Below are 22370 nucleotides of genomic sequence, written 5' to 3'. Positions count from 1 at the left end.
ATAAGGGGAAGTACTTTGAAACATATAGTGATTATTTTTGTATCAATTATCGCAATGATGGCAACAGCTCAAGCTGAAGGCGATAAAATTGGATACGTAAACGGCCAATATATTGCGCAGAATTCACCTCAGGCAGTTGCGATTCGTGAAAAAATGCAAGCTGAATTCAAAGAGCAACAAGAAGAGCTAAAAACTATCGATAGTGACTATCGAAAACTTCAAGAGAAAGCTCAAAAAGATGGCGCTACCATGAGCCAGCAAGAAAAGATTGATCTTTCTCGTAAGATGCAGGAGCTTGAGACTCAGTTGAAGCTTAAGCAAAAAGCATTACAAGAAGACATGCAACGATTCGGTCAAGGTCAACAAATTGCTTTACTTAAGCGTATCCGCAAAGAGATCGATGAATACGCTAAAGCAAACGGCTACAAAATGGTTATCAATGCCGAAGCATTATTATTTGCTGATCCAGCTCTCGATATTTCTGATAAAATTCTAGCTAAGCTTAATTCAAGTAATTAGTTGGAGGGGTTATATGTCCGATAAAGGATATACCCTGGAAGAAATTGCTCAATCTATTGGAGCAACAGTTAGTGGAAACGCGGCTTGCCGCGTTTTTGCTATAAACACCATCCAAGATGCATCTGAGGGCGAAATAGCTTTTTTGAGCAATCCTAAGTATCAGTCGTATCTTAAATCGACAAAAGCATCGGCAGTTATTCTGTTGCAAGAGCTCGCAGACAGCTGTCCGGTGAATGCTTTGGTTATGGATAATCCATATCTAGGATTCGCAAAAGTAGCCCAACTACTGGATACAACTCCATCACAAACTCCCGGAATTCATCCTTCTGCTGTTATTGATTCTACTGCCGATGTTGATCCTACAGCTTCTGTCGGGGCTAATGCAGTTATTGAGTCCAACGTAACAATAGGAAGAAATGTTCAGATTGCTAGCGGGTGCGTTATTGGTCAGGATTCTTCGATTGGTGATGACTCTCGTTTATTCGCGAATGTCAGCCTTTATCATGGCGTGGTCATCGGAAAGCGGGCCATTATTCATGGCGGTACAGTCATCGGATCAGATGGATTTGGCTTTGCTAATGAGGCTGGTGTTTGGATTAAAATACCGCAGCTGGGTAATGTAGTAATCGGAGATGATTTTGAATGTGGAGCTAATTGTACTATCGATCGTGGTGCAATTAACGATACGATCATCGGAGATGGTGTAAAATTAGATAATATGTGTCACTTGGCTCACAATGCAGAGTTTGGTGACCATAGTGCTATGGCGGCGTATTCAGGAGTCGCTGGAAGCTCAAAAGTTGGAAAATACTGCACTATCAGCGGAAGAGTCTCTGTTTTGGGACATATAGAATTAGCGGATGGTGTTCATGTAACTGCAGGTTCTCAAGTGAGTAAGTCGCTTGAGAAAGGAGCGTATTCCTCGGGTACTCCATTGATGCCAAATCGGGAGTGGAAACGTAACGTAACTCGCTTGCGGCAATTGGATGAAATAGCAAGAACAATGAAACGGCTTGAGAAGCGTTTAGCCGAACTCGAAAGTGAGAAAGATGATGAGTAATGAGAAAGACGAAATTTCAGTAATGGATATTAACGAGGTAATGAAGCACTTACCTCATCGTTATCCATTTTTATTAATCGATCGAGTTATCGATTTTAAACTGGGTGAGTCGCTTCATGCCATTAAAAACATTACAGTGAATGAGCCCTGTTTTACTGGTCATTTTCCTCACCGGCCGGTTATGCCTGGGGTCCTAATCTTAGAAGCTTTGGCTCAGGCTACAGGTATATTAGCTTTTAAAACAATGGGCGAATTACCAGATGCAGATTCATTATATTACTTTGTGGGTATTGATAATGCCCGCTTCAAACGCCCTGTTGAACCAGGTGATCAAGTACAGCTAAAAGTGGAAGTTGTAAAACGCAAGCGAGATATGTGGAAATTTAAAGCTGAAGCAACAGTAGATGGTACAGTTGTATGTTCGGCTGACTTGATGTGTGCAAAAAAGAGTATTGTATGATTCATCCTACCGCAATTATCGATCCTAAAGCAGAATTGGCTGGCGATGTCGAAGTAGGGCCTTATTCTGTGATCGGTGCGCATGTATCTATCGATTCTGGTACTCGTGTCGGTCCTCATGTGGTTATCAACGGCCATACAACGATTGGTAAAAATAATCGGTTCTTTCAATTCTCCAGTATTGGTGAAGAGAATCAAGACAAAAAATATCAAGGCGAACCGACGAAAACGATCATTGGTGATGAAAACGTTTTTCGAGAGTGCTGCACTATTCACCGAGGAACAGTGCAAGATATTGGTTACACGCAAATAGGCAGCCATGGATTGTTTATGGCGTACACTCATGTCGCTCACGATTGCATTGTTGGTGATAATGTGATTTTTGCAAACAATGCATCAGTCGCGGGTCACGTACATGTTGGTAATTGGGTCATCTTGGGCGGTTTTACTGGGGTGCATCAGTTTTGCAAAATTGGTGATCATGCTTTCTCCGGTATGGATTCAAACATTACTCAAGATGTGCCTCCTTATGTCATGTTGCAGAATGGAGTTCCGAGAGCGATCAATGCCGAAGGATTGAAGCGTCGGGGGTATACTCCTCAAGATATTCGAGCGATTAAAGAAAGCTTCAGAACTTTATACCGTAAAGGATTGAAGCTCGATGAGGCTATGATTCAACTTGAAGAACAAGCAAAGTCTGCTTCTTGTGTTCAGCTATTTGTTGATTTTATTCAGAACTCTAATCGCGGCATCGTTCGATAATCTTTCATGAATCCACTTAATGTTTTTATTGTAGCCGGTGAAGCTTCTGGCGATATTTTAGGAGCGGGTTTAATTGAGGCTCTTAACAATCGTTTTTCTCATAATATAAAATTTACCGGCATTGCCGGTGATAAAATGCAAGCAGCTGGGTGTGAGTCTGTTTATCCTATGGAGCGACTCTCAGTCATGGGTATTTGGGCTGTACTTAAGCGCTACCGTGAATTAAGCAAAAAAAGAAAGCAATTGATCAGTGAGCTTATTGCTAATCCGCCAGATTTATTTATCGGAATTGATGCGCCTGAGTTTAACCTGGACTTTGAGCTTGCTTTAAAACAGGCTGGAATCAAAACTACACATTATGTTAGTCCTTCGGTTTGGGCTTGGCGCCCCAAGCGCATTTTTAAAATTAAAAAAGCTGTTGATTTAATGTTGTGCTTGTTCACTTTTGAAGAAACTTATTATCGAGAACACAATATTAAAGTCGCTTGTGTCGGGCATCCTTTAGCTGACGACATTCCTGAAATAGTTGACTCGGCAGAATACAAAAAAAAGCTGGGTATTGATGCTGAAAAGAAAGTTCTTGCAGTACTTCCTGGCAGCCGGTCTTCAGAATTAAAGTATATCGTTGAACCATTTTTAAAAGCTGCAGAGCTGTGTAAAAAAGAAATTCAAGATTTAGAGGTTGTTGTACCACTCGTTAACGAAAAGCGGCTTGAGCAATTTAATCGAATACTGGCAGTTCTTGAATTGCCATTTAAAATTAAAACAACAGTGGGGAATGCTCGTGATGTGATGTCAGCTGCTGATGCTGTGTTAATTGCTTCGGGTACTGCAACTTTAGAAGCAACATTATTGAAGCGACCCATGGTCGTTGGATACAAGATGGCAGCATTTAGTTATGCAATTTTTAGTCGGATGCTGAAAATTAAAAATGTTTCTTTGCCTAACTTGTTAGCAGGTGAGCCTTTAGTAAAAGAATTAATTCAAGATGATTGTCAGCCTGAATACTTAGCGAATGAAGTACTTCCGTTGCTTAAAGGTACTGCTGATAGTGAAAAGATGGTTTCGGCATTTAAAAATATTCATCAGGGTCTAAAGCGAGATGCCAGTAAGATTGGTGCAGCTGCAATAGCAGATCTATTAAGAGATAAAACTAATGAAGACTAGACTCATTGCTGGTGTTGATGAAGTTGGCAGAGGGCCTTTAGCTGGGCCGGTTGTTGCAGCTGCCGTTATTCTGGATCCCAATAACCCAATTGTGGGATTGACCGACTCTAAAAAACTATCGGAAAAGAAACGCGACTTTTTCTTCGATGAAATTAAAGAGAAAGCTATAGCCTGGTCTTTGGGAAGATGTGAAGTTGAAGAAATTGATGAAATTAATATTTTGAATGCGTCAATGTTGGCAATGGAGCGGGCTGTTGAGGGTTTATCTGTACAACCAGAGCATGTGTTAGTTGATGGTAATAAAATTCCTAATATTAATATTTCTGCAGAAGCGATTATTAAAGGCGATTTAACCGAGCCAGAAATTAGTGCGGCTTCTATTTTGGCTAAGGTCACGCGAGACAGAGAAATGGTTGATCTTGAAGATCAGTTTCCTGGGTATGGTTTTGCAAAGCACAAAGGGTATCCGACTAAACAGCATCGGGAAGCATTAGTACAGCTAGGAATAACACCGATCCATCGCCGCAGTTATGGACCTGTTCAAAAATTATTGTTCTAATCATTTAACTTTATTCGTTAATCTGTTGAATTAATTATGTCACGACAAATTGAGCCTGGTATTTACCGACACTATAAAGGTAGTGATTACCTTGTGCTGGACACTGCTCGTCATTCTGAAACCGATGAGTGGATGGTGATTTATCAACCCCAATACGGTGACAAGGGATTATGGGTACGACCATTAGATATGTTTACTGAACTGGTAGACTTTGATGGCGAAAAAGTTCCTCGATTTCAATGGCTTAAAAAAGCAAATTAATTTCTTTCATTTTATTTATGCAGGATTTTGTTAATCCACTTTAATTTGCTGCATAAAGAAATAGTTCATCAATGGAATACCGGGTCACAATCTCTTGTTGTCAAGGCTACCTTTCAATGCGAGATTCGCTTAGTATTTAGTTTTCATGTCTTAATCGATTAATCTTGGTGATTCCAATAATATGACCTCATCTTTTGTCCATCTTCGAGTTCACACTGAGTATTCAATGACCAACGGCTTATGCCGCGTGAAGCCTCTGGTTAAGCAAGTTGCGGAGTTGAAACAACCGGCCGTTGCGTTAACCGATCAAAATAACATCTGTGGTTTGGTGAGATTTTATAGTGAAGCTTTGGCCAATGGAGTTAAACCCATTGTTGGCTGTGATGTTTGGGTGCATTGCGATGAGTTGGGCGATGAGTCTTTTAGAATCGTGTTGCTTTGCCAAAATGATGAGGGATACACAAATCTAAAGCGATTGATATCTGAAGCTTTCAAGACAAATCAACATCGTGGAGTTCCCATAGTAAAGCGCGAGTGGCTTAGGACCTGGTCGGAAGGCTTGATAGTTTTATCGGGTGGTCGACAAGGTGATGTTGGAAAAGCCTTATTGGCCAATAATATGGAACAAGCTGCACATTTGCTGGGATTTTGGAATCATTATTTTGCTGATAGATATTATTTGGAACTACAGCGCACTGGGCGAGAAAATGAGGATGATTACATACATGCTGCAATAGGACTTGCTCAAGGTTCAAATATCCCAGTGGTTGCGACAAATGATGTTCATTTTTTAGATAAAGAAGAGTTTGTAGCCCATGAAGCTCGTGTTTGTATTGGAATGGGGCGCGTACTAGAAGATCCCGATCGTCCTCGAAACTATAGTGATCAACAGTACTTAAAAACAGCAGATGAAATGATAGAGTTGTTTTCTGATATTCCGGAAGCTATTGAAAACACGGTAGAGATTGCAAAACGTTGCTCAGTAGAGCTAAAACTTGGAACCTATTACCTTCCCAAGTTTCCAACTGGAGACATGGACGAAGCGGAGTACTTATGTAAGGTAAGTCGAGAAGGATTGGAAGAAAGGCTGGATGTCTTACTTGACCGTGACGCCCCTGATTTTAATGAGAAAAGGAAACCTTACGATGACCGCCTTGAAGTCGAATTGGGCGTGATCAACCAAATGGGGTTTCCGGGTTACTTTTTGATTGTTGCAGACTTTATCCAATGGGCCAAAGATAATGATGTGCCGGTTGGACCAGGGCGGGGCTCGGGGGCCGGTTCTCTTGTGGCCTATGCGTTAAAAATTACCGATCTCGATCCGCTCGAGTACGATCTTCTATTTGAGCGATTTTTAAATCCCGAACGTGTTTCCATGCCCGATTTCGATGTTGACTTTTGCATGGACGGGCGTGACCGAGTCATCGATTATGTGGCAGATACTTACGGTCGAGATGCGGTTTCACAAATTATTACTTTTGGTACCATGGCGGCGAAAGCTGTGGTTAAGGATGTTGCACGAGTTCTTGGCAAACCTTACGGATTGGCCGACCGATTATCGAAGCTCATTCCACCGACACCAGGAATGACGTTATCTAAAGCTTTAGACGAAGTCCCAGAGTTGGTGGACTTTATTGAGCAAGATGAAGAAGCTCAAGAAATTTGGGATATGGCAAAGTTATTAGAGGGTGTTGTTCGGCAAGCGGGTAAACACGCAGGTGGTGTTGTTATCTCTCCGACAACATTGACTGACTTTACTGCCATTTATTGCGACGAAGACTACAGTGGTTTAGTAGCCCAATTTGATAAAGATGATGTTGAAAAAGCAGGTTTGGTCAAGTTCGACTTTTTAGGATTAAAAACACTGACCATTATTGATTGGGCAATGGACATTGTAAATCGTTTACGAGAAAAACAGGATGAGCCTGCACTCGATATTAATCATATTCCTTTAGAAGATTCAAAAACATTCGACTTGTTGAAGCGTTCAGATACTACCGCGGTATTTCAGCTGGAATCCGCAGGAATGAAAAATCTGATTGATCGCTTGGTGCCCAGTAATTTTGAAGAGATTATCGCACTGGTAGCATTATTTCGTCCGGGTCCTTTGCAATCGGGTATGGTGGATGATTTTATCAATCGTAAACATGGACGAGCAGAGGTATCTTATCCGCATCCTGACTATCAACATGAGTCATTGCAGCCGATTTTAGAACCGACTTATGGCGTTATTGTCTATCAAGAGCAAGTCATGCAAATTGCTCAGGTTCTTGCGGGTTACAGTTTGGGTGGCGCCGATTTATTACGTCGTGCAATGGGAAAGAAAAAACCAGAAGAAATGGCGAAGCAGCGTGCTATTTTTGAAGAAGGTGCAAAAAGTCAGGGAATTGATGCACAGCTCGCGATGAATATTTTTGATCTGGTGGAAAAGTTTGCCGGTTACGGATTTAATAAGTCGCACTCTGCGGCTTATGCACTTGTCGCTTATCAAACCGCTTATTTAAAAGCACATTATCCAGCAGCATTTATGGCAGCGGTTATGTCTGCTGATATGGATAATACCGATAAAGTCGTTACTTTTGTCGATGATTGTTTACAACACAAAATTGAAATTATGCCTCCTGATGTCAATCAAGGGGAATATAAATTTACAGTGACTGATGAAAACACCATCATCTACGGTATCGGTGCGATTAAAGGAGTCGGTGAGGGAGCTATTGAAAGCTTTGTCATTGAACGAGAAAAAAATGGCGCTTACAAAGACTTATTCGATTTTTGTCAGCGTGTCGATTTAAGAAAAGTTAATCGCCGAACGATTGAAAATTTAATTCGAGCCGGCGCATTAGATAAACTGGGCCCCAATCGTGCCGTGTTAATGGCTAGTCTTGATGAAGCGATTCGTGCTGCCGATCAGCAAAATAAAGCCGCCGCGATTGGTCAAGATGACTTATTTGGCAATGCTTTTACAGCAGATGCCACAACTGGCGAATTAAACTGGGCTAAGGTACGCCCATGGCCTGAAGAACAAGTATTACAAGGAGAAAAGGAAACCCTCGGACTCTACTTAACAGGACATCCAATTGACCGTTATATTGTTGAATTAAAAAATTTCGTATCTTGTCGATTCAATCAATTACAACCGACACGTCGCGGAGAATCGATTAAAGCTGCGGGTTTGATCATTGATGTTATGGTGAGAACGAGTAAACGAGGCGATCGCTTTGCTATCGTAACTCTTGATGATAAAAGCGGACGAATAACTCTGTTTGTTGGTGCCGCACTCTATGAAGAGTACAAAGAGATATTGAACAATGACAATATCGTTATTGTTGAGGGCGACGTGAAGTATGATGACTTCAGTGGTGGTATGCGTATAAACGCCATGAAGCTCTATGATTTTGTGGTTGCTCGTGAGCAATATGCTAAATGTATTTCTGTTCAAATGAGTGATCAACACTGTAAAGATTCCATTGCTTATGATTTAAAACGTCATATTGAGCCTTGTTTAAATGGTAGTACTCCTATTAAGTTTATTTATCGAATGAACGGACATTCAGCAACCATTGCCCTATCAGACGAATGGAAAGTTCAGCCGACGAATGAGCTACTGTATCATCTTGAAGGAATTGAGGGATGTGAGAAAGTTGAGTTGGAGTATTAGTAGATTGCAATAGGAAACGTTATGAAGCTAAATATTCTCGTCACTCTTTTTGTATTAGTCAGCTTTAAAGCTTGTTTTGCTGATGTTTTAACTGAAGAAAAAAGAAAAGATATTGTCGAGTTGTTAGATCTTATGCAAGGTGAAAAACTTAGCTATCAATTGGCCGATGCTATAGTTTCACAACAGACTAGTATCATGTCGGATGATAAAAGAACTCGAAATCAAATGGCTGTCATTAAGGAAGTAACATTAAATCTTTTCAAAGAGAGTTTTCCTGAATTAACGAAAAAAATGGTTAAACTTTATAGTAAGTATTTTACTCATGAAGAAATCAAAAAGCTTTTAGCTTTTTACAAAACAGACATAGGTAAAAAAACGATAAAAGTTATGCCTGGATTGCTACAAGAGAGTATTTTTTTGAGCCAAGAGTGGGCAGATGAGCTAATTCCTGAAGTTCAAAAGCGAGTTCAAAATCGTTTAAAAGAGATTGAATCGCCATCGAGCTCCTAAGTTTATAAACTGTTTTAAAGTACTCTATTAAAGAAAAGGCGCCCCAAAGTAAGGCGCCTTTTTTCATCATTTAATTTTTTGACAAGAAATGGCCAGCTAGTGCAACAACGGGAGCTGCTGTTGGCTTATCATGTTGCCAGTCGCCAGCCTCGACTCCACTGCCTGCAATATCGATGTGACAGTAAGCAAGTGGCTTGGCTGAGTGTTGGCCATGTTCATCAAGGCCTGATGCTAAACTCAAAAATGCCATTGGAAATTGGTGGCCTCGAGCGACTGAAACAGATGGTCCATTATTAGACGATAAAACATCATCGGCTTCGCTTCGCGCTTTAATTATTTTCCAATCTTCGCGTCGTGGTCGGCTTAGTTCAGCACAGTCGCCCCACAATTCCCCCGCTTGTTGCATTTGAGACGCTAATTTTTTATTACGAGCGGGACCATTTTCAACAAATATTGTGTAGGGGCCTGCTGTTAGAGCTGCATGACCCGTGAGAGTTGCAATGGTAAATAAAGCAGCATCGGATTCTCCGGCAGCTTGTTCTCTGAGGTGAGAAAGTAAGTCGCACATGACTAAGCGACCCTCGGCATCGGTATTTCCTATTCTTACCCGTTTACCTGAATGTGCCTTTATGATTTCGTCAGCGACAAAACAATCAGCACCAATGCTGTTTCTTACGGCACCAATGGAAGCAACCACTTTTAAACCTTTTGGTTTGAGTTCGGCGACCGTTTTCATAAATCCAGCAACTGCCGCTGCACCACCTTTATCGCGGCTCATACCCGCCATATGACCACCCACTTTTAAGTCGGCACCACCGGTATCGTAAGTAACAGCCTTGCCGACGAAGAAAAGTGTTTTCTCAATGGGTCCGTCACCTTGATAAGTAAGGTTTACAACTCTTGGTTGGTGGCGTTCTACACCTTGTGAAGCTCGAGCAACAGCGGCGAGTAATGGATACTTCTCTTCGAGGACTTCACGTTTTGACTCGACATCAACTTTAACTTCCGTTCCGGCAAAAGCATCATTGCAATAATCTGCAAATTTTGGCGGTGCCATGCGCTCTGGTTCTGTTCCACATAAATCACGAGCCAGTCGTCGGCCTGACTCAACCGCTGCTAAATATTGAGTATCAACGGATCCGTCGGGATCAAATAGACCAATTGATTGAACAGGCTCAAGCGTTTCTTCCTCCAGTGCTTCTCTTGCTTCAAGTGGTTTCCATAGCGCTTGGCAAGCTGACAAATAGGAAACTTCGATAGCCTTTAAAAATATATCGTTTTGTGGCAAGCCATCTATTGCTATGACTGGGTTTTTCGCGCCGATGTTTTTTGCTGTTTCAATGGCTCTTTTAGCCGCATCACCGAAGTCGCGAACATCGGCAACATCAACATTTAAGTTGGTGACTGGTGCATGAATTATTCGATTACCAGGCACACCATCCTGATAAATAGTGATTTCTTCTTTTCCGAAACGACTGTCTAATTTTGCTACGGATTGCAATGCTTCGTTGATTGTTGCATTGAGCGAGAATTCAGTTTGTCCACACACAAGAATGAGTGCATCAAATTTTGAATCTTTTAGCATATCGTCAAAGTTCGATACGCTCACTGGATTTGGAAATGGCATGATAATCTCCGGATCTTATTTTTAATTTTGTGTTAAATAACCAGTAAAACTACTGTCTGAGGCGCAGAATTACAAGTGCAAACTGGTTGGAGGGGCTATTCTCCAACCTGATATTTTTAGACTTCTTTTAGTTTCCAGTGACCACGACGAAAGATCCAAACTCCTACGATGGCCATCAAAGATTCAGCCAAAGTAATTGCGAGAAACACGCCAAGCGGTCCCAAACCTAATGTATTGGCTAAACCATAGGCTAATGGGATTTGAAATATCCAATAACACAGAAAGTTTATTTTTGTTGGCGTCATTGTGTCTCCCGCACCATTAAAAGCTTGAACTACAATCATGCCGATAGCATAAAACCCATAGCCATAGCTTATAAATCGTAAACAGTCAGTCGCGTAGTTAATTACTACCGTTGACGTTGTAAATACTCCGATGATCACTTCAGCAAAAGTGATAAATACAACAGCAATCGTTACCATAAATACCACATTGTATTTGGTTATTTGCCAGACTGAACTTTCCGCACGCTCCGGTTTTCCAGCTCCCAAATTTTGACCGACCAAAGTGGCCACTGCGTTGCTCAATCCCCATGCGGGTAAAATAGTGAAAATAATTATCCGAATAGCAATTGTGTATCCGGCGACGGCTTCGCTTCCGTATTGAGAAACAATTCTGACTAAAACTACCCAGCTTGCGGTGGCAATGAGGAATTGCATGATTCCACCTATGGACACTCTCGCAATTCGCGAAAGAATCTGCGGTGCAAGTTTCAAGTGTTGAGCTTGAACCCCGACTCGGCGTCTTATATCAAATAAATGATACAGTTGATACAAAACACCGACACCACGGCCAATAGTTGTTGCAACTGCAGCGCCAGTTACGCCCATTTCAGGAAAAGGACCAATTCCGTAGATTAATAATGGGTCGAGCACAATGTTGATGCCATTAGCGAGCCATAAAGACCGCATCGCTATAGTTGCGTCGCCTGCACCCCGGAAAATGGCGTTGATTAGGAATAAGTAAAGTATGGTGATAGAGCCACCGAGCATGATCATGGTGTAACTCTCGCCATTTTCTAAAACGCTTGGAGAGGCTCCCATAAATGCCAAAATAGGTTTTGCAAAGACAATGCCGGAAAGACCAACAGTAATTCCAACAATCAGTCCAGCCCATAGTGTTTGTCCGGCAACTAAACTGGCGGCTTCAGTATTCTTTTCTCCCACACGACGGGCAATCATTGCAGTGACAGCCATACTCAATCCTATCGCAATGGCATAAAGGAGCGTAATTACGGCTTCGGTTAAACCGACAACAGCAATCGCCTCCGAACCGAGCCCTGAGACAAAGAAAATATCGACAATTGCAAATATGGATTCCATGCTCATCTCAAGAACCATGGGTACCGCTAATAGGAATGCCGCTTTACCAATCGAACCCTCTGTAAAGTCATGTTTTATATCGCCCTTTAAGGCTTGCTTGAACAAAGCAAAATAATTTGTTTTTTCCTTTATATGTTCTTTCATTGAAAAATCCTCTCTCCCAAATTACAGCGATCCTTTGTGAATCGGAAGATAATAAGTCTGGATAGGAAGGCGAAAACCGCCCATAGACTAATACCAGGTGCTAACCTGAGATCTCACTATTTGAAGATTGGGATCGAAACTGATTCAGTCAGTACTAAGCTTCACCGAGATCGCAGCGAACACGTCAGCGAGGAGAGCGCAAAGAATATTGTTCATGGGTTCATCTCGGTATATGAAGGAATGGAAATGATGGGCCGAATGTGCTTTTGAGTCAAGTGTTTTAAACTATCTTTGATAGCTCAATGTACTAGATTTCAGTAAGAAATAATTTTTAACATTTTTAATTAATCGATCCAAACGGTTGGTTGCATCTTATTATATGGTTAATAAATTAGTGAATTTTACCAACTATTTGTTAACAGAATAGAGATAAATGAAAAAAATGTTATATAAATCAGCAGTATAGGTTTTGGCCTGTTTTCTGCATTCGCCTCAGTGGCAATGGCGGTTTGGTTAGTTTTGACATTTAAAATGTTCGCTAGTGTGCACATGTCGTTACATTTGCCGTTTGTGTTATAGTGAGTTGGTGTTATATATTGGTATAACACCAAGTTTTGATAGGTCATTGTCATTGAGTGTTTTGACGAAATGGCGATGCAATTATTTAGGAAGTCTCATGCAAACAGAGAATCGTTTAAACAGTTTATTGGTATTGGTCTTCGGAATTCTTATGCTGACCGGATGCAGTAATGCACCGGAAGAGAAAGTCGTCGCAGACAAAGAAAAGGAAAAAGAAGAAGTTGCAGTTCCCGTTGAAATTGCACGTGTTAGCACAGGAGATATTAGTGCGGTTTACACCAACACCACCTCTCTGGAAGCTGAGCAGGAAGCAATTGTTGTGGCAAAAACCAGTGAAATCATTACTGAAATCTTTGTCGAAGAAGGTGATTTGGTAGAGAAAGGTCAGGTGCTTGCACAGTTAAAAACCGATCAGCAGGTTTTGGAGTTGAAGCAGGCACAGGTGAATTTAAAGCGACTCAAAGCAGAACTCGACAGAAATAAACGCATTTTTGAAAAGAAAATGGTGAGTTCTGATATTTACGAAAAATTAAAATACGATTATGAGGCACAGCAAGCCGCATACGAACTCGCAAAACTCCAACTTGAGTATGCCACAATTGTTGCGCCAATCGATGGTGTTGTATCAGAACGTATGGTTAAAGTTGGCAATATGGTTACCTTAAGTGAGCCTCTTTTCCGAATTACCGATTTTGATCCATTACATGCCGTGATTCATGTTCCTGAGCAAGAACTTTCAAAGTTAACAAAAGGAATGCCAGCTTTGGTTGGGGTTGATGCACGGAAAGATGAAATTTTTAACGCTCATGTGTTGCGAATCAGTCCTATTGTCGATGCGAACTCGGGTACGTTTAAAGTGACTGTAGAAGTCAGAGATCCAGAACGAAAACTCAAGCCGGGAATGTTTGGTCGAGTGGGAATTGTTTATGCTAATCACAAAGATACGATCTTAGTCGATAAGAATGCTTTGATCGCGGAGGAAGAAAAACCATCAGTTTATGTTGTCTCTGATAACAAAGCTTCAAAAGTTGTCGTAACAACAGGATTTGAAAACAGTCAACAAGTAGAGATTATCGATGGATTGAAGCCGGGCGACAAAGTTGTTATCGCGGGACAGAACAGTTTAAAGGAAGATTCTAAAGTTGAAGTCCTTAATGATGAGCAAGTAAACACTGCAATTGCCAATATAAGTCAAAGTTAAGCCAAACGTTAAACTGATTTGGGGAAAATAAATGAGTGTTACTAGTACCGTCGTTGATGTTTCAACGAAGCGGCCCGTTACTGTCTCAATGTTTACGGTTGCATTTTTAATCTTTGGTTTTGTGTTAGTGGGGCGCTTGGGGCTCACTTTATTACCAGACTTATCTTATCCGACCTTAACTGTGCGAACGGAATATACAGGAGCTGCCCCAGCAGAAGTCGAAAACTTAATTTCAAAACCGATAGAAGAATCACTGGGTGTTGTCAAAAATTTACGAAAAATTCAGTCGACATCAAAAGCTGGTCAGTCGGATGTTTTATTGGAGTTTAACTGGGGCACCGACATGGGGATGGCGGGGTTAGATGTCCGAGAAAAACTCGATATTGTTCAATTACCTCTGGATGTTAAACGTCCCTCTTTGCTTCGCTTCAATCCTTCTTTAGCGCCGATTGTTCGATTGTCATTATCACATAGCAGTAGCGATGAACAATTATTTGATGAGTCAACGCTGATTGAATTACGCCGGTTTGCTGAAGAAGAGGTTAAGCGGCGACTTGAGTCTGTTGAAGGTATTGCCGCTGTTAAGGTAAGTGGCGGTCTGGAAGATGAAATTCAAGTGCTGGTTGATCAAAGCAAACTTAGTCAGTTGAACTTGTCGATTGAACAAGTGGCTTCCAGGCTGAAGTCAGAGAACGTTAATCTTTCTGGAGGTAGGCTTGAAGAGGGAACACAGCAGTATTTAGTTCGCACGATTAATCAGTATCAAAGTGTTGACGAAATTGCGAATTCAGTAATCTATTCACAAAATGGAAAGCCGATCTATCTTAAAGATATTGCAAAAATTCAACAAAGATATAAAGAAAGAGAAGCGATTACTCGACTCAATGGTCACGAAGCAGTTGAAATAGCCATTTACAAAGAAGGTGATTCTAATACCGTTTCTGTCGCTGAGCGGCTGAACCGTAAACTTAACTCTTTAAAACGAAACATTCCTGAAAGTCTTTTACTTGAAGAAATATATAATCAAGCGGAGTTCATTGAGCAAGCCATTAGTGAAGTTATCTTCAATGCTATCATTGGTGGATTACTCGCGATGCTTGTTTTGTATTTATTTTTACGGAATTTTCGTGCAACGCTGATTATTTCATTATCTATTCCTATCTCTGTCATTATCAGTTTCAACTTAATGTATGGTTTTGACATTACCATGAACATTATGTCGCTAGGAGGAATTGCACTTGCGGTTGGTTTGTTAGTTGATAACGCTATCGTAGTACTGGAAAACATAGCACGAAAAAAAGAAGAGGGGTTGGACGACCAAAAAGCGGCAAGAGAGGGAGCGAAGGAGGTTTCTGGAGCAATTTTTGCGGCGACAATGACAACCATTGCTGTATTTTTACCGTTGGTGTTTGTTGAGGGAATTGCTGGGCAATTATTTAGCGATCAGGCATTAACCGTAACTTTTGCTCTGTTAGTATCTTTGGTTGTTGCACTCACTTTTATTCCAATGGTTGCATCGTCGAAAGGTCGCAAAAGTACTTACGCAGACTCGTCAAATCAACGAAAAATACCGACTACTCGATCGCAACGTTTCTTCGGTTTTATATTTGTAAAAATTCCAAAGAATATAGTATTTGTCATTCAGCTATTATCTCATTTAATACGGCGTGGTGTTTATTGGCCAATGCAATTACTTGTTATTCCATTTACTCATTTTTACAACGCAATAGAACATGTGTATCAAAAGCTACTAACAAGTTCATTAAAGCATCGAGCTTTGGTTGTGTTATCAGCTATAGCGGTACTTGTCGGGTCTTTGGCTTTAGTTTCTCGAATTGGTATAGAGTTAATACCACAGCTATCACAAGGTGAATTAAAGATAGAAATCAAGGCACCTACCGGCACGCCTCTGGTTAAAACTGATCAAATCGTCTTGAAGGCGCAAGCGCTAGCAATTGCGATAGATGGTATTGAAACCTCATATTCAGTCGCTGGAAGTGGAAATCGATTAGATTCGAGTCCAGAGAGAGGCGGTGAAAATATCGGTGAGTTAAATATAGTTATTAGTCAGCCGGTAAATCGGGAAAAGGAAGAGCGAATTATTCGAGAGTTAAGAGAAGCGCTCTCTGTGTTACCTGGGGTTGATATTAATATTGAGCGTCCGGCTCTGTTTAGTTTTAAAACACCATTAGAAGCAGAAATCGTTGGCTATAATTTAGAGAAAGTTAAGCAGCAAAATGAACGATTAATAACCTTGATGCAAGCAAATGATCGATTCAGCGATGTAAAGTCGACTATCCGACAAGGGCATCCAGAAATTCAAATTCGGTTTAATCATGATAAAGCGGCTCATTTGGGATTGAATGTACCGGAAGTTGCAAATCGTGTTGTTCAACAAATTCGTGGTGAAGTAGCCACCAAGTACGCCTTTCGTGACCGAAAAATTGATGTTCTTGTTCGAGTTGCGGAGGAAGATCGTTCTTCTGTAGAAGATGTGAAAAACTTAATTGTGAACCCACAAGCTGAAAAGCCTATTACGCTACAGACAATAGCTGACGTGTATGTTGATATTGGACCGAGTGAGATACATCGAATTAACCAACAACGTGTTGCAATTATCAGTGCTAATTTAACTTACGGTGACTTAGGAGAGGGTGCTGCAGAGCTACAATCGCTTGTTGAACAACTACCTGATATTCGAGGTGTAGAAACTCGCATTAGTGGACAGAATGAAGAAATGGAGGTTTCTTTCAATTCGTTAAAGATTGCTTTAGCGCTCGCTATTTTTCTAGTTTATTTAGTTATGGCTTCGCAGTTTGAGTCGTTGCTCCATCCTTTTGTTATTTTGTTTAGCGTTCCTTTGGCACTTGTTGGTGCAATTTGGGCATTATTTATCACTAATACGACAGTAAGCGTTGTGGTGTTTATTGGTTTAATTATGTTGGCAGGAATCGTTGTTAATAATGCGATCGTATTAATTGACAAGATCAATCAATTAAGAGAAAGCGGGTTGGAAAAAATCTCTGCTGTAAAAGAGGCTTGCCACTCGCGTTTAAGACCCATTGTTATGACAACTTTAACGACAACGCTAGGTATGCTTCCGCTTGCATTGGGTATTGGGGAGGGCGCAGAAATTCGTGCTCCTATGGCCATCACTGTTATTGGTGGATTGCTATTTTCTACTTTGTTAACACTGATTGTTATACCTGTGTTTTATACTTTGTTTGACCGTTCTAATTAAGGAGCATCGATGAAACTCACATCGTTGGCATTAAAGCGCCCGGTAACAACTTTCATGTTGTTTGTATGCTTTTTAATTACGGGTGGAATGGCTTCTCGGTTGTTGCCTTTAGAGTATTTTCCGGCCATTAACTTTCCTGGGATTTTTATTAATATCCCATATCCAAACTCATCGGCAGAGGAAATTGAGCAAAGTATCACTCGGCCCGTTGAAGAAGTTTTGGCGACCATGAGCTCAGTGAATACCATGTGGTCACAAACGTCGGACAATAATGTCCAGGTCTTTTTGCAATTTGACTGGGATCAGAATGCCCGAATAAAGGGGGTTGAAGCGCGAGAAAAAATTGATGCCATTCGAAATGAATTGCCAGATGATTTGCAAAGAGTTTTTGTCTTTACCGGGGGGACTGGTGATATACCTGTTTTGACTCTTCGAATTTCGAGTCAAAGAGATTTGTCGGATGCTTATGAGCTACTCGATAGAAAGCTAAAGCGTCCAATTGAACGAATTGAAGGGGTTTCAAAAGTTACTTTATACGGAGTCAATCAAAAAGAAATAAAAATTAAGTTATTGGCGGATCGAGTTACTGCCTACAATATAAATCTTGCCGACCTTAGTGCGAAACTGCAACAAAATAATTTTTCTTTGTCTGCAGGGCGAGTTACAGATGGCGAATTGCGTTATCGTGTAAAACCAGTGGGGGAATACCAGAGCATACAAGAAGTAAAGGATCTTATTATTAATGATCAAGGCTTACGGCTTTCAGATATTGCGAATGTTGTTCTTGAGCAGCCTCGACAAGAAGAAGGTCGGCATCTTGATCAAAGTTATGCGGTAGGAATGGATATTTCAAGAGAAGCCAATGCTAACTTAGTTGAAGTTTCTGAAAAAGTGATTGACCGAATTCAAGAAGCGGAAAACGACCCTGCATTTGATGGCATTAAGTTATTCACTATGGATAACCAAGGGGAAGGGGTAAAGAATTCTCTGAGAGATATTAGTTATTCGGGACTGATAGGATTTATATTATCAATTATCGTTCTGTTCTTCTTTTTACGAGACATAACCTCGACATTGATCGTCGCCTTAGCTGTTCCGTTTTCGTTAACCATCACACTCGCGTTTATGTTTTTCTTTAATGTATCGCTTAATATTTTGTCGATGATGGGGCTTATGCTAGCTATAGGAATGTTGGTAGATAATGCCGTTGTTGTGACGGAAAGTATTTTCCGATATCAAGAAAAATATCCTAACGATCATTTGAAAGCAATCAAGCTCGGTGTGAGAGAAGTTGGTATTGCTGTTTTTGCTGGCACTGTCACGACAGGTATTGTATTTTTGCCCAATATTATTGGTGAGAAAGTCGATGTTACTGTATTTCTTTCTCACGTAGCGGTGACCATTATCATTTCTTTAGCGGCATCTTTATTCATCGCTTTGACTATTATCCCATTGTTGCTCTCCAAATTTAAAATTAAAAGTAAAGAAAAATCGAGTCGTTGGATAAATAAACTAACCGAACGTTATGTCTCTTTCTTAAAGTGGTCATTACGACATCCCAAAACATCGGCTTTAGTTGCCTTCTTGACTCTGGTGAGTATTGTTATTCCTATGAAATTTGTGACTAAAGATAATTATGTTGATGATACGCAACGTCGATTATATTTACCTTATTTTATCGACAGCCAATACACCATTGAGCGCGTTGAAAAATCGGTTGATGTGATCGAAGAATTTTTATATCAGCATAAGGAAGAACTGGATATCGATTCGGTTTATAGCTTTTATACCAATCGCTTTGCTGCTTCAACTATTCTTCTAAAAGATAAAGATAATGCAACTCGCTCAGTAACAGATATACGTAAGTTTATTGAAGAGAACAAGCCGAAAATTGCAATTGGCAGGCCCAGTTTTGAAGTCAAGCGAGGCAACCAAGAGGGAATGAAGATTTATATTTCGGGAGATTCTACTGAGCGATTAGTGGGGTTAACACAAGAAGTGTCTCGAATATTAAATACAATAGATGGAGTTTATGATGCGCGCTCTGAGGCTGAATCGAACGACCGTGAAATACAAGTAAGAGTTAACCGAATTCGAGCGCAAAATGTTGGTCTTGATCCCGCTCAAGTGGCCAATATGATTGCTATCGCAATGCGTGGCCAGCCACTGCGTTCATATCGTGGAGAGGATAATGAAATTCAAATGATGCTGCAATTCAGTCAGTCCGATCGGCGATCGCTCAATGATTTAAAAGGATTGCTGTTAACGACTCCTGGTGGTGATAAAGTGACATTGTCCAGCATTGCCGATTTTGAAACCAAGCTTGCATCCAACAATATTTCTCGTCGTGATAGACGCACCAGTATTGGTATTACTGCTAACCTGGAGGATATAACATTAGATGAAGCAAAGAAGAAAATTACTGAAGTGATGAAAAAGGTTTCTTTGCCTCCTGGCTATCAGTGGACTTTGGGGCAAGCTTTTGAACGAGAAGAGAAGACAGACAATTTAATGCTGCAAAATATGCTTTTGGCGATTGTTATGATTTTTGTTGTTATGGCTGCATTGTTTGAGTCTTTGTTATTCCCTCTCGCTGTTATAACTTCTATTTTGTATGCCGTCGTTGGTGTCTTTTGGTTTTTTATGTTGACGGGCACTACCTTTTCCGTAATGTCGGGCATTGGCATTCTCGTATTGATGGGCGTTGTAGTTAACAACGGAATTGTCTTAATAGACCATATTAATCATTTGCGTAAAACCGGATTGCCGAGAGAAGCGGCGATAATTCAGGGGGGGCGCGATCGTCTCAGGCCTATTTTAATGACGGTTTGCACGACAATTCTGGGTCTTATCCCATTGAGTGTGGGTGATACCACCATTGGCGGAACGGCTAATGCACCACCTTACTATCCAATGGCTCGAGCTGTTGTCGGTGGTTTGGCATTTTCTACGGTAGTGAGCTTACTTATTTTACCGACCATTTATGTTGGCTTAGATAATTTGAGTCGCTGGGGAAGATTTATTTGGCGAGAGGCTAGAAGTCAACGCGAGAAAGTTCTTTCTTAAATAACAATATGACGAATGGCTACATGGTTTAAATTATGAAAATTGGCTAACGTAGTCTTCGATCATTTTTTGCTTTTTTGGATCTTCATCCATAAACGCAACCCGCAATTGGACGAGTTGGCAGTCGGGACGACTCTCTGTTGCCGTAAGAGAATGTATAAAACCATTGATTCTCATTACTTTGGATTCATCTTCTTGCTTAAATTCAATATCAACCGAAACGGTTTCTAACAGATTTGGAAGGTAGTCTGATATTTTGAAAACACCGAGACAATAATCTTTAGTGAGTTGTTTTACCGCACAGCGAACTTCACCTTCTGCTGTTCGGACGAGGGCGACACCTTTCGGTAAAGGTTTTTTAGGTTTGGGTTTTGCGGTTGATACGGGCTTTCCGGTAAGCACCTCTAGTGAAGAGGAGGCCGCCTTTTTAGGCTCTGCCATTTTCCCTTTTATGCCATGACGGCGGAGTGCTCTTTCTACTTTTTCGGCAAACTGTTGTCGGTTGAAAGGCTTTACCAAATAGTCACTGACACCAGCCTCAATGGCTTCCATAACAAATTCCTTGTCACCGCGACTGGTAACCATAATAAAAGGTAAGTTTTTGTAGCGTTCTTCCTTTCTAAACCAGCCCAAGAGCTCAATGCCGTTCATTTCTGGCATTTCCCAGTCGCATAAAACCATATCGATTTCTTGATGCAATAAGACAGATTTTCCAGACGCACCATTGTGCGCATCAAATAATGCCGCATTGGGAAAGTAGTCTCGCACAAACTTTTTTATCAAGTCCCGGATCATACTGGCGTCATCGATCACGAGTATGTTGTATTTTTTCATGGCAAACTATCTTAAATAAGGCTTTTATAAGTGTAGCTGAAAAATCTAAAGTCGCTTTATCATTACGTAGTCATCCATTACATAGCCAGAACCAATATCGAAAACGGCCTCTTCAACTATTTCAAATCCCAAAGCTTGATAGGCGGCAATTGAACCAGAATTATATTTATTGACGGTAAGCTTAATGTGATCCAATTTCTTCTCTCTAGCCAGCTGATCAATATGAGTTTGCGTTATTTTTGCAAATCCCTTCCCTCGATTTTGGTTCGTCAAATACAGCTTGCTTAAAAATAGCATGTTGTTTTGTGGCTGGACTGCGAAGTAACCAATTAATAGGTTGTCATAATTAATCGAAAAATATTCATAAGACTCCGACTCTATTTGTTGCTTCATCGCGGCATACGACTGATATTTTTCCAGCATATAATCGACTTGAGCTTGACCGATAATCGGAACATAGTGCTCGTTCCATATGTTGAAGGCGATACTTTCAATTTTACGGAGTTCATCTTCCGTTGTTGCTTCTTTAAACTCAAGTGTCATAGATTGTTCTTTGTTGTTGGACAGCTTTAATTGGTCATTTTAACTGGGAAAGAAATTGTCGTCATATCTAAATAAGTACTTGCATAAGTAGTGTTTGTTTTGCTAGTATCTTGGTGTCGGCAGGCGCTGCAGGGAAAAGGCAGGGGTGTCTCTAAATGCAGCAGCTTGCCGGGCAATATCTGGTGCTTTTGTTCGCCTCGATTGAGACTAGCCGTTATTATGGACGTGTTTAATGGTTTCGTTCTCACAGAGCCGGACTTCAGATAGTGAGTTAATTTACGCCGACTTGTGCTAATCCCTGAAACTAACTCACCTCATGCCTGTAGCCGTGAACGAGCGATTGCTACAGGCATTTTTTTCTCTTTCTTTCATCCAATCCTGGATTTAATTGTCTCTAATAAGTAATGTTAATTTTTTTGGAGAATTCAATGAATCCTATAGAAGTCGTTATTCCTGTTGCTTTTATTCTTGTTACAGCTGTTGTTGTCGTTACATTTCTTTATTTAAGCCATAAAAATAAAATGGCTATTCAAGAGACGATTCGTCGATCTTTGGATCAAGGTAATTCATTGACGCCTGAATTATTGGAAAAACTCGGTACAACACCATCGCCTCGGGTAAAAGATTTACGCCGAGGGATTGTTTTGGCGGCTCTTGGGCTTGCTGCAATATTATCGGGTTTAGTGGTCAATGATTCAGACGGTATGATTGGTTTTGTAATTGCTGGCTTGTTTCCGTTGATGATGGGATCAGGTTTTTTATTGGTTTGGAAGTTAAATCGGTACAATGACTAAA

General features: G+C 40.8%; 17 protein-coding genes. 13 read left to right on the top strand and 4 right to left on the bottom strand.

Going from position 1 to position 22370, the window contains the following annotated elements:
- Positions 1-15 precede the first annotated feature (15 nt).
- The 9 genes from FAX86_RS01940 (at position 16) to FAX86_RS01900 (ending at position 8958) form a co-directional block, all read left to right on the top strand.
- The gene (locus tag FAX86_RS01940) at positions 16-519 is read left to right on the top strand and encodes an OmpH/Skp family outer membrane protein (RefSeq protein WP_144391646.1); all 504 of its coding nucleotides are present in this window, start codon (positions 16-18) and stop codon (positions 517-519) included.
- Between the two features lie 13 nt (positions 520-532).
- The gene (gene lpxD / locus FAX86_RS01935) at positions 533-1579 is read left to right on the top strand and encodes a UDP-3-O-(3-hydroxymyristoyl)glucosamine N-acyltransferase (protein ID WP_144391645.1); all 1047 of its coding nucleotides are present in this window, start codon (positions 533-535) and stop codon (positions 1577-1579) included.
- Positions 1580-1601: 22 nt separating this feature from the next.
- Positions 1602-2039 carry a 3-hydroxyacyl-ACP dehydratase FabZ gene (gene fabZ / locus FAX86_RS01930; protein WP_246128542.1) on the top strand — a complete coding sequence of 146 codons (438 nt, stop codon included), beginning with the start codon at positions 1602-1604 and terminating at the stop codon, positions 2037-2039.
- Positions 2036-2800: an acyl-ACP--UDP-N-acetylglucosamine O-acyltransferase gene (lpxA, locus tag FAX86_RS01925; protein ID WP_144391644.1), complete on the top strand. Its 765-nt coding sequence runs from the start codon at positions 2036-2038 to the stop codon at positions 2798-2800. The genes fabZ and lpxA overlap by 4 nt, the downstream gene beginning before the upstream one ends.
- A 6-nt stretch (positions 2801-2806) precedes the next feature.
- On the top strand, positions 2807-3967 hold the full coding sequence (gene lpxB, locus FAX86_RS01920; protein WP_144391643.1) for a lipid-A-disaccharide synthase: 1161 nt from the start codon (positions 2807-2809) through the stop codon (positions 3965-3967).
- A complete protein-coding gene (gene rnhB, locus FAX86_RS01915; RefSeq protein WP_144391642.1) occupies positions 3957-4526 on the top strand; it encodes a ribonuclease HII in 570 nt (189 codons plus the stop codon). Before lpxB ends, rnhB begins: the two co-directional genes overlap by 11 nt.
- Positions 4527-4562: 36 nt before the next feature.
- The gene (locus tag FAX86_RS01910) at positions 4563-4787 is read left to right on the top strand and encodes a DUF1653 domain-containing protein (RefSeq protein WP_144391641.1); all 225 of its coding nucleotides are present in this window, start codon (positions 4563-4565) and stop codon (positions 4785-4787) included.
- 181 nt (positions 4788-4968) lie between these two features.
- Positions 4969-8448, top strand: coding sequence for a DNA polymerase III subunit alpha (dnaE, locus tag FAX86_RS01905; RefSeq protein ID WP_144391640.1), 3480 nt, complete (start codon positions 4969-4971; stop codon positions 8446-8448).
- Positions 8449-8469: 21 nt separating this feature from the next.
- Positions 8470-8958, top strand: coding sequence for a DUF2059 domain-containing protein (locus FAX86_RS01900; RefSeq protein ID WP_144391639.1), 489 nt, complete (start codon positions 8470-8472; stop codon positions 8956-8958).
- Positions 8959-9028: 70 nt separating this feature from the next.
- On the opposite strand, the gene FAX86_RS01895 is transcribed toward FAX86_RS01900, so the two are convergent.
- Both FAX86_RS01895 and FAX86_RS01890 read right to left on the bottom strand, forming a co-directional pair.
- Positions 9029-10585 (bottom strand): M17 family metallopeptidase, encoded by a 1557-nt coding sequence (locus FAX86_RS01895; RefSeq protein WP_144391638.1) that lies wholly within the window; start codon positions 10583-10585, stop codon positions 9029-9031.
- A 116-nt stretch (positions 10586-10701) separates the two neighbouring features.
- A complete protein-coding gene (locus FAX86_RS01890) occupies positions 10702-12111 on the bottom strand; it encodes an MATE family efflux transporter (protein ID WP_144391637.1) in 1410 nt (469 codons plus the stop codon).
- 676 nt (positions 12112-12787) lie between these two features.
- Here FAX86_RS01890 and FAX86_RS01885 point away from each other — a divergent pair.
- Genes FAX86_RS01885 through FAX86_RS01875 form a run of 3 tightly spaced genes read left to right on the top strand, consistent with a single transcriptional unit; the run spans position 12788 to position 20198 of the window.
- Complete coding sequence (locus FAX86_RS01885; protein WP_144391636.1) at positions 12788-13891, top strand: efflux RND transporter periplasmic adaptor subunit; 1104 nt, start codon at positions 12788-12790, stop codon at positions 13889-13891.
- 31 nt (positions 13892-13922) lie between these two features.
- Complete coding sequence (locus FAX86_RS01880) at positions 13923-17132, top strand: efflux RND transporter permease subunit (RefSeq protein ID WP_144391635.1); 3210 nt, start codon at positions 13923-13925, stop codon at positions 17130-17132.
- Positions 17133-17141: 9 nt separating this feature from the next.
- Positions 17142-20198, top strand: a complete 3057-nt coding sequence (locus FAX86_RS01875; protein ID WP_144391634.1) for an efflux RND transporter permease subunit — start codon at positions 17142-17144, stop codon at positions 20196-20198.
- A gap of 33 nt (positions 20199-20231) precedes the next feature.
- Here FAX86_RS01875 and FAX86_RS01870 read toward each other — a convergent pair whose 3' ends face one another.
- Together FAX86_RS01870 and FAX86_RS01865 are read right to left on the bottom strand one after the other, a co-directional pair.
- Positions 20232-21032, bottom strand: a complete 801-nt coding sequence (locus FAX86_RS01870; RefSeq protein ID WP_144391633.1) for a response regulator — start codon at positions 21030-21032, stop codon at positions 20232-20234.
- Between the two features lie 45 nt (positions 21033-21077).
- Entirely contained in the window at positions 21078-21575 is a 498-nt protein-coding gene (locus FAX86_RS01865; protein ID WP_144391632.1) for a GNAT family N-acetyltransferase, read from the bottom strand.
- Positions 21576-22003: 428 nt separating this feature from the next.
- Here FAX86_RS01865 and FAX86_RS01860 point away from each other — a divergent pair, with 428 nt between their 5' ends.
- Positions 22004-22369, top strand: a complete 366-nt coding sequence (locus FAX86_RS01860) for a DUF6249 domain-containing protein (protein ID WP_144391631.1) — start codon at positions 22004-22006, stop codon at positions 22367-22369.
- Position 22370: the final 1 nt, after the last annotated feature.

This window comes from Pleionea sediminis (genome assembly GCF_007570825.1).
Classification (GTDB): Bacteria; Pseudomonadota; Gammaproteobacteria; order Enterobacterales; family Kangiellaceae; genus Pleionea; species Pleionea sediminis.
Note: the sequence above shows the minus strand (reverse complement) of the source record. Positions and strands in the feature narration are given on the sequence as shown.